The sequence below is a fragment of the Neobacillus sedimentimangrovi genome (assembly GCF_010614825.1).
Lineage (GTDB): Bacteria > Bacillota > Bacilli > Bacillales > Cytobacillaceae > Neobacillus > Neobacillus thermocopriae.
In genome coordinates, this window is the sequence record NZ_JAAFZF010000001.1 from 147,632 (window position 1) to 163,979 (window position 16,348).

The 16,348-nt window shown below is 38.7% G+C and carries 12 protein-coding genes; 11 read left to right on the plus strand and 1 reads right to left on the minus strand.

Annotated features, from left to right (window positions below; translation table 11 throughout):
• The first annotated feature begins 12 nt into the window (after positions 1-12).
• From cysI to GZA11_RS00815, 5 genes are all read left to right on the plus strand, one after another.
• Positions 13-1,731 (plus strand): assimilatory sulfite reductase (NADPH) hemoprotein subunit, encoded by a 1,719-nt coding sequence (gene cysI, locus GZA11_RS00795; RefSeq protein ID WP_163182552.1) that lies wholly within the window; start codon positions 13-15, stop codon positions 1,729-1,731.
• Between the two features lie 256 nt (positions 1,732-1,987).
• Positions 1,988-3,052, plus strand: a complete 1,065-nt coding sequence (locus tag GZA11_RS00800) for an LLM class flavin-dependent oxidoreductase (RefSeq protein ID WP_163182553.1) — start codon at positions 1,988-1,990, stop codon at positions 3,050-3,052.
• Between the two features lie 227 nt (positions 3,053-3,279).
• The gene (locus tag GZA11_RS00805; protein ID WP_038535240.1) at positions 3,280-4,263 is read left to right on the plus strand and encodes a proline dehydrogenase family protein; all 984 of its coding nucleotides are present in this window, start codon (positions 3,280-3,282) and stop codon (positions 4,261-4,263) included.
• Between the two features lie 256 nt (positions 4,264-4,519).
• Complete coding sequence (locus GZA11_RS00810) at positions 4,520-5,512, plus strand: VanW family protein (RefSeq protein ID WP_163182554.1); 993 nt, start codon at positions 4,520-4,522, stop codon at positions 5,510-5,512.
• 138 nt (positions 5,513-5,650) lie between these two features.
• A complete protein-coding gene (locus GZA11_RS00815; protein ID WP_163182555.1) occupies positions 5,651-6,037 on the plus strand; it encodes a hypothetical protein in 387 nt (128 codons plus the stop codon).
• A gap of 460 nt (positions 6,038-6,497) precedes the next feature.
• Here the strand turns inward: GZA11_RS00815 and GZA11_RS00820 are convergent, their stop codons facing one another.
• Positions 6,498-7,391, minus strand: a complete 894-nt coding sequence (locus GZA11_RS00820; protein WP_038535236.1) for a TetR/AcrR family transcriptional regulator — start codon at positions 7,389-7,391, stop codon at positions 6,498-6,500.
• A gap of 183 nt (positions 7,392-7,574) precedes the next feature.
• On the opposite strand from GZA11_RS00820, the gene GZA11_RS00825 reads away from it, so the two are divergent.
• The 6 genes from GZA11_RS00825 to GZA11_RS00850 all read left to right on the plus strand — a co-directional run bounded on the left by GZA11_RS00825 (position 7,575) and on the right by GZA11_RS00850 (position 16,346).
• Positions 7,575-9,107, plus strand: a complete 1,533-nt coding sequence (locus tag GZA11_RS00825) for a DHA2 family efflux MFS transporter permease subunit (RefSeq protein WP_163182556.1) — start codon at positions 7,575-7,577, stop codon at positions 9,105-9,107.
• A gap of 122 nt (positions 9,108-9,229) precedes the next feature.
• A complete protein-coding gene (locus tag GZA11_RS00830) occupies positions 9,230-10,051 on the plus strand; it encodes a uroporphyrinogen-III synthase (protein WP_163182557.1) in 822 nt (273 codons plus the stop codon).
• Between the two features lie 472 nt (positions 10,052-10,523).
• Positions 10,524-11,894 (plus strand): NAD(P)-dependent oxidoreductase, encoded by a 1,371-nt coding sequence (locus GZA11_RS00835; RefSeq protein ID WP_163182558.1) that lies wholly within the window; start codon positions 10,524-10,526, stop codon positions 11,892-11,894.
• A 48-nt stretch (positions 11,895-11,942) separates the two neighbouring features.
• Positions 11,943-13,229 (plus strand): NAD-dependent dihydropyrimidine dehydrogenase subunit PreA, encoded by a 1,287-nt coding sequence (preA, locus tag GZA11_RS00840; protein WP_038535229.1) that lies wholly within the window; start codon positions 11,943-11,945, stop codon positions 13,227-13,229.
• A gap of 20 nt (positions 13,230-13,249) precedes the next feature.
• Positions 13,250-14,668, plus strand: a complete 1,419-nt coding sequence (gene hydA / locus GZA11_RS00845; RefSeq protein WP_038535227.1) for a dihydropyrimidinase — start codon at positions 13,250-13,252, stop codon at positions 14,666-14,668.
• A gap of 202 nt (positions 14,669-14,870) precedes the next feature.
• Complete coding sequence (locus tag GZA11_RS00850) at positions 14,871-16,346, plus strand: NCS1 family transporter (RefSeq protein WP_163182559.1); 1,476 nt, start codon at positions 14,871-14,873, stop codon at positions 16,344-16,346.
• Positions 16,347-16,348: the final 2 nt, after the last annotated feature.

Here is a 16,348-nt window from a genome sequence, read left to right on the forward strand (position 1 = left end):
AGTTTTTTCAACATGACGACAAAGCAAATTCTGAAGGCACCAGATGGCAAGCCAAGTGATGTCGAACGTATAAAAATAGAAAGTGACTACTTGCGTGGTACCCTGAAGGAAGCCATGGAAGACCGTTTAAGTGCTGGGATCCCTGATGATGACAACCGTCTCATGAAGCATCATGGTAGTTATTTGCAAGATGACCGCGATTTGCGGAATGAACGACAAAAGCAAAAATTAGAACCTGCCTACCAGTTTATGTTGCGTGTTCGAGCTCCAGGTGGAGTAGTGACTCCTGAACAATGGCTTGTTTTAGATGAACTTGCAACAAAAAACGCGAATGGCACAATCAAGTTAACAACACGCCAGTCGTTTCAATTTCATGGTATTTTAAAATGGAATATGAAACAAACGATTCAAGAAATCCATAAAACCTTGTTAACGACGCTTGCGGCTTGTGGAGATGTCAACAGAAATGTGATGTGCAACCCGAATCCATATCAATCCTATATACATGGTGAGGTTTATGAATGGGCGAAGTTGTTGAGTGAACATTTATTACCACGCACAAGGGCCTATCATGAAATTTGGCTCGATGAAGAAAGAGTGGCAGGTACTCCAGAGGTAGAAGAAGAGCCATTGTACGGACCAACTTATTTGCCACGAAAATTTAAAATTGGAATTGCTGTACCACCATCGAACGATATAGATGTTTTCTCGCAAGACTTAGGTTTTATCGCAATCGTTGAAAACGATCAATTAATAGGATTTAATGTAGCGATTGGCGGTGGTATGGGAAGCACCCATGGTGATAAAGCGACTTATCCTCAAGTAGCAAAAGTCATTGGTTTTTGTGCACCAGAAAAAATCGTGCAAGTCGCTGAAAAAACCATTGAAATTCAACGCGACTATGGAAATCGCTCAGTGCGTAAAAATGCACGATTCAAGTATACCGTTGACCGGCTGGGACTTGAAAACGTGAAGGAAGAGTTGGAATCTCGTCTTGGATGGAAATTAGAAGAAGCCAAACCATATCATTTTGACCATAATGGCGATCGATATGGCTGGGTGGAAGGAACTGGCGGCAAATGGCATTATACATTGTTTATTGAAAATGGCCGTGTAAAGGATTTTCCAGATTATAAACTTAAAACAGCATTAAGGGAGCTTGCAAAAGTTCATACGGGTGATTTTCGTTTAACACCTAATCAAAACCTAATCATTGCAAATGTTTCAAGCGAGAAAAAGGATCAAATCGATGAACTAATGAAACAATACGGTTTATCCGACGGAGCACACCATACTGCCCTTCGTAGAAATTCAATGGCCTGTGTGGCTCTTCCAACCTGTGGTTTGGCATTTGCAGAAAGTGAACGATATCTCCCTACACTTATTGATAAAATTGAAGAAATAATTAATGAAAATGGCTTGCGTGACCAGGAAATTACGATTCGAATGACAGGATGTCCGAATGGTTGCGCCCGTCCGGCCCTTGCGGAGATTGCCTTAATCGGGAAAGCGGTAGGCAGATACAATTTGTACCTTGGTGGTGCTTTCAACGGCTCCCGTCTGAATAAATTGTACCGAGAAAACATCGGGGAAGGAGAAATCTTAAACGAACTTCGTGTTTTACTAAGCCGTTATGCAAAAGAACGGAACGATGGTGAGCATTTTGGTGACTTTGTCATTCGTGCTGGAATCGTTAAGGCTGTAACGGACGGAACAAATTTTCATGACTAAAGGAAAAAGGCATCGGTATTCTAATTAGAAACCGATGCTTTTTTTTATTTGTTGTTAAAATCCTACTACTGAAATAGTTGTTCCTGGTAGGAAGTTAAAGTGTCTCTTTCCCAAATTTTTTTGGTAGATTTTTGGATTCCTAATAATTATAAGAATTTTAACTTCAAAAATTTCGAAACACTTGAATTCATTTAAATTTAACATGAAAATAGGTACATAGTGAGATGGTATTTAACCATCAAGGAGGGATCTAATTGTGGAAATAGGGATAAGTACATTTGTTGAAACAACGCCAGATGTTCAGACCGGAAAAGTGATTAGTCACGCCCAGCGCTTGCGTGAGGTAGTTGAGGAAATTATATTGGCGGATCAGGTGGGTCTGGATGTTTTTGGTGTCGGTGAGCACCATCGAGAAGATTTCGCTGCATCATCACCTGCTGTTGTTTTAGCGGCTGCTGCACCTCAAACAAAAAAGATACGCTTAACAAGTGCTGTGACCGTCCTGTCATCTGCAGATCCTGTCAGGGTGTTTCAGGATTTTGCTACCCTGGATGGAATTTCAAATGGTAGGGCTGAGATTATGGCAGGACGGGGCTCGTTTATCGAATCATTTCCACTGTTTGGGTTTGATTTAAAGGATTATGATCAACTTTTTGAAGAGAAACTGGATCTGTTGTTACAACTCACTCAGTCGGAAAAAGTGAATTGGAAAGGAAAATTCCGTCCGGCTATTCACAATTTAGGGGTGTATCCACGACCGGTTCAAAATCCTTTACCAGTATGGATTGGAAGTGGTGGTAATGCTCAATCTGTCGTCCGAGCTGGCCTACTTGGACTGCCGCTTGTTCTTGCGATCATTGGAGGAAGCCCTAGACACTTTGCTCCACTTGTTAAACTTTATAAAAAAACGGCCGCAAAAGCCGGTCATGATCCATCCAAGCTTCCTGTAGCTTCTCATTCTCATGGTTTCATAGCAGAGGACACACAAACAGCTGCGGAAAAATTTTTCCCTCCTACTCAGTATGTCATGAACGTCTTGGGTCGAGAACGGGGCTGGGGGTATTATGACCGTTCAACATTTGATCAGGCAAGAAGTTTGGAAGGCGCCCTTTATGTAGGGGATCCTGACACAGTCGCTGAAAAAATCATTCACCTTCGAAAACATGTTGGCATCACACGTTTTATGCTGCATGTACCTGTTGGCACCATGCCTCATGAAGATGTCATGAATGCCATAAGATTATTGGGAACAGAAGTAGCACCAAGGGTTCGCGAAGAAGTATCTAAGTGGGAGACAGAAGAAAATTCATTTATGGAATAGGGAGGAATCTCAACATTTCCTCCTTTCTTTTTTACATCAAATTTTATCCAATTAATAAACTAAAGGTAGAATACATAGTGAAACGGTATTGGAGAAAAATATAATTTATAGGGTTGTAATAGAAAAATCTTTTTATTTCATTTAGAAAATTCCAAAAAAAATATTTTTTGAAAGCGTATGCTATAATGTAATTATTGTTACTATTTCAACAGTAAGGAGCAATCAAGATGCTGAAAGATTTCTTTATGGCTTTATCTCAAAATCAACTTCTTAATAGTGCTGCTAAAAAATATGGGCTAAAATTAGGAGCACAAAGTGTTGTAGCTGGAACCAATATTGATGAGGCAATTAAAAGTATTAAAGAACTTAATGCCCATGGAATTTCATGTACAGTTGATAATTTAGGTGAGTTTGTTTATAAAGAAGAAGAGGCAAATGAGGCCAAAGAGCAAATACTGAAAGTAATCGAGGCGATTCATGCCAATAATGCAGATGCACATATCTCATTAAAACCTACACAATTAGGCCTTGATATCGATTATTCATTTTGCTTGAATAATATCCGAGAAATTGTTCATAAAGCTAGCCAATATAATATGTTTGTCAATATAGACATGGAAGATTTCAAACATTTACAGCCAACGTTTGATCTTCTTGATGAATTATCTATGGAATACGATAATGTTGGTACGGTTATTCAAGCCTATTTCCACAAAGCTCAAGAATGGCTTGAAAAATATCAAAATTATCGCATTCGTCTAGTAAAAGGAGCTTATAAAGAACCAGCTGAAATCGCTTATCAAGACAAAAAAGATATTGATGCCAATTACATTAAGCTTATCGAATGGCATTTACTAAATGGGAAATTTACTTCTATAGCTACACATGATCATCGAATTATTAACCATGTTAAGCAATTCGTGAAAAAGCATAATATACCTAATGATAAGTTTGAATTCCAAATGCTTTACGGTTTTAGAAAAGATATGCAATTACAATTAGCCAAAGAAGGTTATAACTTCTGTACGTATGTACCATTTGGAAATGACTGGTATGGCTATTTCATGCGTCGTCTTGCAGAAAGACCACAAAACTTGAATCTTGTAGTTAAGCAAGTATTTAACAAAAAAACAAATACGATCCTAGGCGTAGCAGCAGGCGCATTTATCCTAGGACGCTTAACAAAAGATCAAAAGAAAAAACGAAAATAATATCATTTAGCGCATAATCCCCCATATAAATATCGGGGATTTTTCTTTTTCCCTTTCCATAAAATTGGTAAAATTTCAATAGATTCATAATTGTTGTAACAATTTCCATTTCAAAACAGTCTTTATTAAAAGAATGAAGAATCATCCTTCATTGTAAGTGATATGGTTATGCTTCCACGAATAAGATAGTTGGTGGAGTTATTCATAACCATTTCAAGAAATACTCATGTATATGAGTTAGAGGAGAAGTTGAGGAATGGGAAAAAGAAAATGTGTATTCGCAATTTTATTAATGGCAAGTTTAGTTGTTATGGCAGGATGTACTGGAATAACGGCAAATGATCCAATAGCTAAAAAGACTGAACCAACCCATCATCAAAAGCAAACAACGGAAGAATCCTCAAAAAAAGAAGATCATAAGCAGATTGAGGTAAAAGTCATTGATCCTAGGACAAAAAGTATTGTTAGAACGATTAATCCTTCAGAAATGGGATTTCATACGGACAAAGAAAAATATAGAAAGGAATTAGAAAGATGGGCGAAGGAACTGGCCAGAGGTACAGAAACTACTCCGGGTATTGACCAGAGAATGGTTCTGGATCGAATTGATGAAAATGGCCAAATTATGAAAGGAAAGCCACAAGTAATTCTAAAGGAATCTGAATTAGTGGAGAAAGTAATGGAGGCATCCGTAAATGGTGGAGAGGTGGAACTTCCTATTTATGTAACGGAAAGTGGATATAAGCCTGAAGACATTCCTAATTTGGATGACGTCGTCCTTTCTTCTTTTTCGACTTATTTTAATAGCGGGGTCGTGGGACGCTCAAAAAATATTGAACTATCTGCTCAGGCAATCAATAACGTTATTGTTGGGGTAAATGATATTTTTTCCTTTAATACAATGGTAGGGCCGGGAACAGCCGAAAATGGATATCAGCCTGCGAAGGAAATTATTAATAAGAAATTGGTTGATGGTATTGGTGGAGGAATTTGTCAAACTTCATCCACATTATTTAATTCCATTGATCAATTAGGGGTGAAATATATTGAATGGCATAATCATTCACTATCAATTGGATATGTCCCAGCAGGACGTGATGCCACTGTAGCATATGGCGTAAAAGATTTCCGTTTCCAAAATACGACAGGTGTTCCACTATTAATAAAAACCATATATGGAAAAGGCAAACTCACCGTAGAAATTAGAACATCAGCAGAATACCAAGCACTTTACGCGCAAGGGCATTGACATAAAGACTATTAACTTCACGATAATAGTCTTTTTTCATTAGTAATTGGTGTAATAGAAGAGTTTTTGAAAAAATATGAAATAAATTGGCTATCTTTTCCGTCTTATAGTTAGGACCAGTTTGAAGGAGGCGGGCCTATGGAGCAAATAAGGAAAACGTTTTTTATTTTAATGATTTTAATGGTAATGGGATCTTGTTTATACCTTAATCACATTGGGCCTGTACTCCATCAACAAGGAAATCCAATTGCTTTCATTGTTTCTGCATTTAAACTGAAATTATCCAGCTCTGAATACGTCCTATTAGCTAAAACTGAAAAACGTAGACGCTATTTATCTCAAATTAAAGGAAACCGTGAATATGAAGTAGTGAAAGACTTCATGATTTCAAAAGGCTGGGAATATAAAGAGCAAATAGGATCAGGGTTAATATTTTCAAATAACGGAGAAGACGCAGTAGTAGAAGTAAGACAATATTCCAACGATTATTTCATATGGGAAATCCAAAAAGCATTTTTTAATTAAGTACATAGAAAAGCGGAAGCACCCTGGTCAGCGGCGTATGGCTTGGAGGTCTCCAACTGAGATAAAGGAAACACGAAGAGCCGAAAGCGATTCGATGTTGACTTATCGTAGGGCGGAGACCGAAAGACACTAGACGCTAGGGTGCTGGAGCTAGACAGTTATCAAAGTCAAAAGATAATTTCTTATGATTTTAGAAAAGCGGAAGCACCCTGGTCAGCGGCGTATGGCTTCCTCCCAAAAGCTAACGCTTTCGGTCGTGCGATGTTGATGCTGCCGAAGCATTCCTTGTGGTGCTCACCAACTGAGATAAAGGAAACACGAAGAGCCGAAAGCGATTCGATGTTGACTTATCGTAGGGCGGAGACCGAAGGATACTAGCCGCTAGGGGGCTGGAGCTAGACAATTCTCGAAAACTATACTATACTTTCTCATCTAAATAAAGAAACCCCATTTAGGGGTTTTAGTCTTTGATCAGCTTAAAATATTCTTCTAATAATTGTTCTAATTGGGAGAGATCCTTCCCCCATTCATCTTCATGTTCGGTTTTTAAAGAAAGAATCGCACTTCCAATTAAAAATTTCCGTGGACTTTTCGTACCAAATAACTCTTCTTCAATAAATTCCAAAAGTTCTTTCGCTTTCATATGGTTTTTATCTGAGCCAATATTATTTTTTAGTAAAAAAATGATGTTGTGTATCTTTTTGTTCAAATCATGGTGTTGTTTTTTACAATTGGGAAACCAGCTTTCTACAAGCTCCGGCTGAAGTAATTGTTCTTTATTTTCTGATAGGTCAGCAACCATATTTACTAACCGATTTACTGAATAACGAACAATTCGACTAATATTGGCACTTGATTCATTGTATAGACGATTAAATTTTATGTTTTCACGAAGAATTCCCATGAACATAATCGCACAGTCTAATAAATAAGGTTTCTTACTCTCACCAAATATATCAATTAAACGATGATAAATCCATTGAATATTTCTTAACTTGCCTTGTTCAAGAAATTTTTTTAGTTCCGTATCTTTTGAAACCATGACTTCTTCAAAGAGGGGAATTAATCTGTTTTTTCGATTCGTCATTAATTGCATTTCAATTTGTTTAATAAAAATTTCGATATCAGACCGATCTTGACCAATAAGAAGTTCATTCCTCTTTTTTTCTAAATCTTTATAAATGGTTTTGAAAATGGCCATTAATAGTTCATTTTTGGAAGAAAAATAATTATAAAAGGTCCCTTTTGAAATACCACTATAATCCAAGATATCTTGAATGGATGTTGCCTGAAATCCTTTATTAATAAATAATTCATGAGCCATCTTGACTACATGCTGCTTGCGATCATTCATTTAATCACCTTGTTTTTCATTTGTACTATCAGTATAAAAATATAGTATCTTAAATTTTCTGGCAAGACAAACCTTTATTTATTGAAGATTTTTCTATTGCAAATATTGAACAGCGGGTATATTATAGGAAAGTATGTAACAGGGGTATAAAAAATTGAACAATAAGTTTAAGGAGGAATTTAAATGGGGAATTCTATAAAAGAAACGAATCGCCCGCCTTATGGAATTATTGCTGTACTAATGGTCGGTGCTTTTATTGCGTTTTTAAATAATACGTTACTAAATATTGCTTTACCTTCAATTATGAAGGACCTGGATATTGATGCTTCCACAGTCCAATGGATGACGACCGGTTTTATGTTGGTAAACGGAATTTTAATCCCTGCGACCGCTTATTTAATTCAAAAATATTCTGTTCGTCATATATTTTTGGCCGCTATGGGTTTATTTACATTTGGTACGATCTTAGCAGGATTTGCTCATGCTTTTCCGCTTCTATTAACAGGCAGGATGATTCAGGCGGCGGGTTCTGCGATCATGATGCCGCTATTAATGAATGTCATGCTTGTTAGTTTCCCTGTTGAACGAAGAGGAGCAGCTATGGGGGTTTTCGGTCTTATCTTAATGGCTGCACCTGCCATTGGTCCTACTTTGTCAGGTTGGATTATTGAACATTACGACTGGAGAATGTTGTTCCATTTCGTTACGCCAATTGCCGCGGCTGTGGTAATCATTGGCTTTTTCTTATTAAAGGATAAAAAAGAAAAGGTAGACATCCGTTTGGATGTATTATCACTACTATTATCAAGTGTCGGTTTTGGTGGCATTCTTTATGGTTTTAGTTCTGCGGGTAATAAAGGATGGGATAGTCCTTATGTTTACGGAACCATTATCATCGGTACTATATCCTTAATCGTATTTATTTTAAGACAGCTAAATCAAGAACAACCATTGCTAAACTTTCGCATTTATAAATACCCTATGTTTGCTTTATCATCAGCCATTGCGATGGTCGTAAATATGGCTATGTTTTCAGGTATGCTTTTGCTCCCAATTTATGTTCAAACGATCCGTGGTATTACCCCTATGGATGCAGGGTTAATGCTATTGCCAGGGGCATTAGTTATGGCCTTTATGTCACCTATTACTGGTAAAATCTTTGATAAAATTGGTGCCCGTCCATTAGCGCTTACTGGCTTAACCATAATGACAGTGACGACGTACTATTTTAGTAAATTATCAATGGATACTAGTTATGCGTACTTGGTTACCCTTCATGCGATCCGCATGTTTGGAATGTCTATGGTCATGATGCCAGTTTCGACTAACGGGTTAAACCAATTACCGGCCCGCTTTTATCCACACGGTACTGCCATGAACAATACTTTAAACCAAGTTGCAGGTGCAATTGGAACAGCGCTATTAGTGACAATTATGTCCAATCGGACAGAATCAGAAGCAAAGGCACTTGGTGAAGAAGCAATGAGACACATGACAGAACAACCGACACCGGAAGTAATTGCTCAAATGAAGCAACAAATTGCCATGAAAGCCATGTTAGAAGGTATTAACTATTCATTCTTAATTTCAACCTTTATCGCTGCTGTTGCCATTGTTTTAGCAATCTTTATTAAACGGGCAAAACAAGCTGAAGACCCTGGTGAAATGAAACCAGCTACGAAAAATGTAACAACAGCAAAGTTAGCAGAAAATTAGAGAAGTAGAGGCGGATTGGAACGCCTCTATTTTTTATGAAAAAATAATGGGGAAGGGGCTTTCAAATCGTAAAGGAAATGGTAGGATTAGGACTAAAGTATTTATAAAGTGAGGTATGACGAATGCATAAAAGGTTAGCTGGAAGAAAAATAGCTTTTTGCGGTTCACGTAAAATAGAGGAAATTAGCCAATTGATAGAAAGACAGGGAGGAATCCCTCTCCACCGTCCTTTGCAAGGTACAGTGTTTTTTGCAGAGAAGGAAGTGGAGCCGGACTTAGTTCAATTTGTTGAACAAGGGGCAGATTGGGTAGTATTCACAACCGGAATGGGCACGGAAGCACTTGTAGAAATAGCAGAGAAACTGGGTCTAAAGGATTCGTTTTTAAAAAGAGTATTCGAAGCGAAGACAGCAGCAAGGGGATATAAAACGTTAGCTATCTTAAAGAAATTAGGGATTGTGCCTGCTGCAGTTTCTGAAGATGGAACGACTAAAGGATTCTCTCAATCACTTGGAAATGTTGATTTTACGAATGGTAAAGTCATGATCCAGCTACATGGGGAAGAAGCTGCTGCACTTACTCAATTTTTCAAAAGTAGAGGAGCAAAGGTTCATAAAATTCTTCCATATCGCCATATTGAACCGAAAGAGGAAATAGTGGAGTCATTGTTGAAAGAGTTATTGCAAAACAACTGTGATGCAGTTTGTTTTACAACAGCGACTCAAGTTCATTCCCTATTTAACTATGCACGAAAAAAAGGGATTCATCAGGAGATTAGTGAAATTTTTAATCGTCAAACGGTAGTGGCAGCGGCTGTAGGAAAAGTAACGGCAGAGGCGTTAAAAGAAGAAGGTGTAGAGAATATCATTGTTCCTGACCTTGAAAGAATGGGAGCGATGATTATTGAACTATCGAAGTATTATCAAAATGAAAACCAAGAATAGTAGTATTCAGATTTACCATTTTATTAGTCAAACTGTCATCAAACAATAAATTTCAAGGAATCTGTCGAAAACTTTTTTTGCTTACTTATCTGCTAAATAAAACAACACTTTCATTCATATAAAGATATTCATAGAATTACAGACTAAGTATAAAAAAATAGTGAGATCATGAAAGATCTCGCTATTTTTTTACAAATTTTTTTAAAAGTTTATGGTAAATTTATAAATAATTCAGAAAATAAAATCCCGAATAGACTATTTTTTTTACTTTTTACATAATGGTTAATTTATTGGTTCGATGATTTTACAGGTTGTCAGGTGTTCAACTACCTATTACACTGTAAAATAGATTTAAATGCAGAATTTTCTGTTAATATTTCCGAAAAAGGGGGTTGTATTTAAGTATTAAATAAATGAAGCGCTTTCAATTATATAAATCTAATTGACTATTACTATAAAAGGAGGGTTTTTATTGGCTAATGAAAAAAACCTACGAATCTCATTAACCGACCTTAAAAGGAACTTTCAAGAGGTCGAGCCTGGTCTAACAAACCGGGAAGCATTAGAAGAAGCGAATCGTTGCCTCTATTGTTATGATGCCCCCTGTATCAAAGCCTGTCCAACAGGCATCGATATTCCTACTTTTATTAAAAAAATTGCCTCAGGAAACTTGCTAGGATCTGCTAAAACCATTCTGTCATCTAACCCCGTCGGTGCAAGCTGTGCAAGAGTTTGTCCGACAGAAGAGCTTTGCGAAGGAGCTTGTGTCCTTAACCATTCTACCAAACCAATCATGATTGGCCATTTGCAAAGATATGCCACAGATTGGGCAATCCAACATGAAAAAACACTTTTTGAACCAGGACCATCTAATGGTAAAACTGTAGCGGTAATCGGCGGTGGGCCGGCAGGGTTATCTGCTGCGAGAGAGCTTGCCAGATTAGGCTATGATGTCACCATTTTCGAAGCAGCCGAAAAGGCTGGAGGATTAAATACTTATGGAATCGTCTCTTTCAGGTTGCCACAACAAATTGCCTTATGGGAAGTGGAACAAGTGAAGAAACTAAATGTAAAAATTCGAACAAATACAGCTGTCGGAAAGGACATACCAGTTCAAGAATTGTTAGATCGTTTTGACCGAATCGTTTTGGCTGCCGGTATGGGGCATGTTCCTAACCTCGGCATTGATGGAGAGGAACTTGAAGGGGTTTATGATGCCATTGATTTTGTAAAGTCCACTAAAGAACGCCCATTATCGTTTGATTTTATCGGCAAGCGAGTGGCTGTGATCGGTGCCGGTAATACCGCGATTGACGGTGCAACGTGTTCGGTTCGATTGGGTGCGGAAAACGTAAAAATTTTATACCGGCGAACTGCCGAAGAAATGACGGCATATGACTTTGAATATGAATTTGCTAAACAAGATGGAGTAGAATTCCGTTGGTTAACGGCACCAAAAAGAATTATCGGTGATGAAAATGGCAAAGTTACCGGAATTGAGTGTTTAAAAATGAAGTTAGGTGATCCTGATGCAGATGGTCGCCGTCGTCCAGTTCCAGTAAAAGGTTCAGAGCATATTATTCCAGTTGATGTGGTGATTAAAGCCATCGGTCAAACAAGACATTTGCCACTAATTGAACAGCTTGGTCTTGAACATGATGGAGGGGTGGTAAAGGTAGATAAGGAAACGATGCAAACTTCCAATCCAAAAGTGTTTGCCTGTGGAGACATTATTTTTGGCAAAGGTAAAGGGGAAGCGATGGTTGTAACAGCAGCACAGCAAGGAAAAGAGGTTGCTTATGCCATTCATAAGCAATATTCAGCTGTTGGAACGGTGAACTAAAATGATGAAACGTAAAGAATTAAAGAGATTGGAAAAGGGGGAAATGGAATGGCTGATTTACGAATTAATCTAGCAGGTATCAAATCACCTAACCCATTTTGGCTTGCATCCGCACCACCGACAAACTCTGGTTACCAGGTACAGCGTGCTTTTGAAGCAGGCTGGGGAGGAGCTGTGTGGAAAACACTAGGGGACCCAATTTTGAATGTAAGTTCCCGTTTTGCAGCCTTAAGTTTTAACGGTCAAAGAGTCGCTGGTTTTAACAACATTGAACTGATTACTGACCGCCCATTGGACGTGAACTTAAAAGAAATTTATGAAACGAAAAAGAAATTTCCTAACCATGCCATCATTGCTTCACTTATGGTCGAACCAAAGCAGGAAAAATGGCATGAAATTGTTAAGCGAGTCGAGGACGTAGGAGTAGACGGACTTGAATTAAACTTTGGTTGCCCACATGGAATGGCTGAACGGGGAATGGGAGCAGCGTCCGGTCAAGTACCTGCATTAGTAGAGAAACAAACATATTGGGTGAAAGAGGTGGCCAAAACCCCTGTTATTGTCAAATTAACCCCCAATATTACCGATATTACAGCAACTGCGGAAGCGGCTTGTAATGGCGGTGCAGATGCGATCAGTTTGATTAATACGATCAACTCGCTGATGGGTGTCGACTTGGACACTTGGAACACGATCCCACATGTGGCTGGAAAAGGGGCTCACGGTGGTTACTGCGGTCCGGCAGTCAAACCGATTGCTCTAAATATGGTGGCCGAATGTGCAAGACATCCGAATGTCAATGTTCCAATATCTGGAATTGGCGGAATTTCCAATTGGAAGGATGCGGTTGAATTCATGCTGATGGGTGCTACGGGTGTTCAAGTGTGCACCGCAGCTATGCATCATGGTTTCCGCATCGTCGAGGATATGATTGAAGGGCTAAGCAATTATTTGGACAGTAAAGGCATTGCTTCCGTTTCAGACATTGTTGGCAAATCCGTTCCAAAATATTCAGATTGGGGCGATTTGGACCTTAATTATAATATTGTCGCTAGGATTAATACAGATGTCTGTATTAACTGTAATAAATGTCATATTGCCTGTGAAGATACCTCCCATCAGTGTATTGACATGCTGACAGACGCAAATGGAAAAAGCTATCTGAAAGTCCGGGAAGAAGATTGTGTTGGATGTAATTTATGTTCGATTGTTTGTCCTGTGGATGGTGCGATTGACATGATTGAAGTGCCGAGGGAACTACCTCCAATGACATGGAATGAGCGGCAAGCTGCCCTAAACGGTTCATTGACATGCAATGTAGACGTAACAAATTAATGGTTAGGAGGGAATAAGGAATGAAAAAAATTATTAAAAATGGAACAATCGTTACCGCAACAGATACATTTGAAGCTGAACTATTAATCGAGGACGGAAAAATCACCCAAATTGGTTCAAACCTGTTAGCTGTCGGCGCTGAAATCATTGATGCAAAAGGATGTCTCGTTTTTCCAGGTGGAATTGACCCCCACACTCATTTAGATATGCCATTTGGTGGTACCGTGACAAAAGATGACTTTGAATCTGGAACCATTGCAGCAGCTTTTGGCGGAACCACAACCGTAATTGATTTTTGTTTAACGAACAAAGGAGAACCGTTAAAAAAAGCTATCCAAACTTGGCATGAGAAGGCGAAGGATAAAGCTGTAATTGATTACGGATTCCACTTAATGATTAGTGAAATCAATGATAATGTCCTTAAAGAGCTTCCACAAGTGATTGAGGAAGAAGGGATTACTTCATTTAAAGTTTTTATGGCGTACAAAAATGTATTCCAAGCGGATGATGAAACATTATTCAAAACCCTAGTAACGGCAAAAGAATTAGGTGCATTAGTTATGGTTCATGCGGAAAATGGCGATGTCATTGATTACTTAACGAAAAAAGCACTGGAAGAAGGGAAAACAGACCCGATCTACCATGCTTTAACAAGACCGCCGGAGTTGGAGGGTGAAGCCACGGGGAGGGCAGCCCATTTTACTGGTTTAGCCAATTCTCAGCTCTATGTTGTTCATGTTTCCTGCGCAGAAGCCGCTGAAAAGATTGCCGAAGCCCGTAAAAAAGGATACGACGTCTGGGGTGAAACGTGTCCACAATATTTGGTGCTTGATCAAAGTTATTTGGAAAAACCAAATTTTGAAGGAGCCAAATATGTTTGGTCACCGCCACTTAGAGAAAAATGGAATCAGGATGTCCTTTGGAATGCCTTAAAAACTGGGCAGTTACAGACTCTTGGCTCTGACCAATGCTCTTTTGATTTTAAAGGACAAAAGGAACTGGGCCGGGGTGACTTCACAAAAATTCCTAATGGCGGCCCAATTATTGAAGACCGTCTAACCATTTTATTCTCAGAGGGTGTGAAAAAGGGAAGAATTAGTCTCAATCAATTTGTCGACATTACTTCAACTCGTATTGCGAAACTGTTTGGTCTTTTCCCTAAAAAAGGAACAATTGCAGTAGGTGCCGATGCAGACCTTGTCATCTTTGATCCAAATATTGAGCGAGTCATTTCTGCTGAAACTCATCATATGGCTGTCGATTACAATGCTTTCGAAGGCATGAAGGTGACTGGAGAGCCGGTATCTGTTCTGGTTCGTGGCGAATTTGTTGTTCGTGACAAACAATTTGTCGGAAAACCAGGTTCCGGACAATATTTAAAGAGAGCGAAATACAATGTGAATTCACAGCTAACTCAAAATCAAACCCTATCTATCTAATTTCATTCAGGCAGCTCCACACTTAATATTGAACCACTCCTAAACTGTCTCAAACGCGAAGGGCACTAAAAGATACATTCTTAAATTCATGTCAAATCAGTCCTTTTTATGAGACAGTCTACACTTATGAAATAAAAGTTATTGTCGGTTGTTTGAATTTTGGATTTTAATCTAAAAAATTTAACCGAAATGGAGTGTTCACATGAAAAAAAACCATTTAAAATCCCCTGATTTACTACCCATTGCTCAAAAAGATAGGAAAATTACAAAACTAGGATATTCCTTTATGTGGGTTGGAATGGTTGTCGTTCTTGCAACCTTTGCCATTGGTGGATCAGGGGTAATGACTTTATCCTTACCTTGGGTGATATTGGCAACAATTATTGGAAGTTTGGCTATCGGGTTTTTCATTTCATTAATTGCTGATATTGGAATTGAACACGGACTATCTTTCCCCGTATACATGAGAGCCCCATTTGGGACGATTGGGACACATATTCCTTCCATCACCCGTGGCGTAACGGCATCCATGTGGTTTGGAATTAACACCTATTTCGGTGCAACCGCAATGAATGGCATTTTAGATTTATTATTTGGATTTAACAATTGGTTCATTTGTTTCCTCATTTTCGCCATCGTCCAGTTAGTTAATACAGCACTTGGGATTAAATCCATTGAACGTTTTGCTGATTTAGCTGCTCCAATCATCTTGCTTATTTCGTTGTGGATGTATGTATCCCTTTCAGATCAAGCGGCTGCTGAAGGAAGACAAGTGTGGAGTTGGGTAGAAAACCCTGTATCAGGGATGGAGGCCTTTACTGCATTTTTGGTTGTTATATTTGCAAATATGGGATTTTGGGCGACTCTAAGTGCCGATATACCATCCATATCCCGATTTATTAAAGCACCGGCAAATGAAAAGAATTGGTTTAAACGGAACAAGAGTTCATTAATTGGAAATTTAGTTGCTATGCCATTAACCCAGACTTTTATGATCATCATCGGGGCAGTTTCTTATATTGCGGTATTAAACTATGACCCAGTTGTTGCATTGCAGGAGTCTGCGGGAGGATTTATTCTAGTAATCTTATTATTAATGGTTGTATTAGCTCAGTGGTCGACCAATACGGCAGCGAATGTTGTGCCGGCTGCCACCATATTTTCCAATGTGGGTGGTCCGAAATTTCCGTTCTGGGCCGGAGTAATCACTGCAGGCATTATTGGAACGGTGGTTCAACCATGGCGATTATTTGATATCATCATTCCATTTCTCCTTTTTGTTGGTGGCATCTTATCAGCCATCGTTGGAATTTTATTTGCTGATTATTATTTAATTCGCAAAAGAAGAGTGAACGTGCCAGAGTTGTATGAGTTACATGGACAGTTTAAATATTTCCATGGAGTGAATGTGGCTGGGTTTACTGCCTGGGCGATCGGGGCAATTGCTTCTTATTTCGTACCAGAATACGGATTCGTTGTTGGTTTTATAGTTGGTGGTGCCGTCTATTACTTCCTTGGGAAGTATTGGTGGTTTAAAAAATACCGGCAAGCAGAACTGGAAGATCCAAGTGACGAGAAATATTTAGGTATTTCTGTAGGACGTGACTGGATGATTGAAGAAAATAACGTCGTAGAAGAAGTGGTCGAAGATATCCCCAATAATCTGGATTTATATTAATG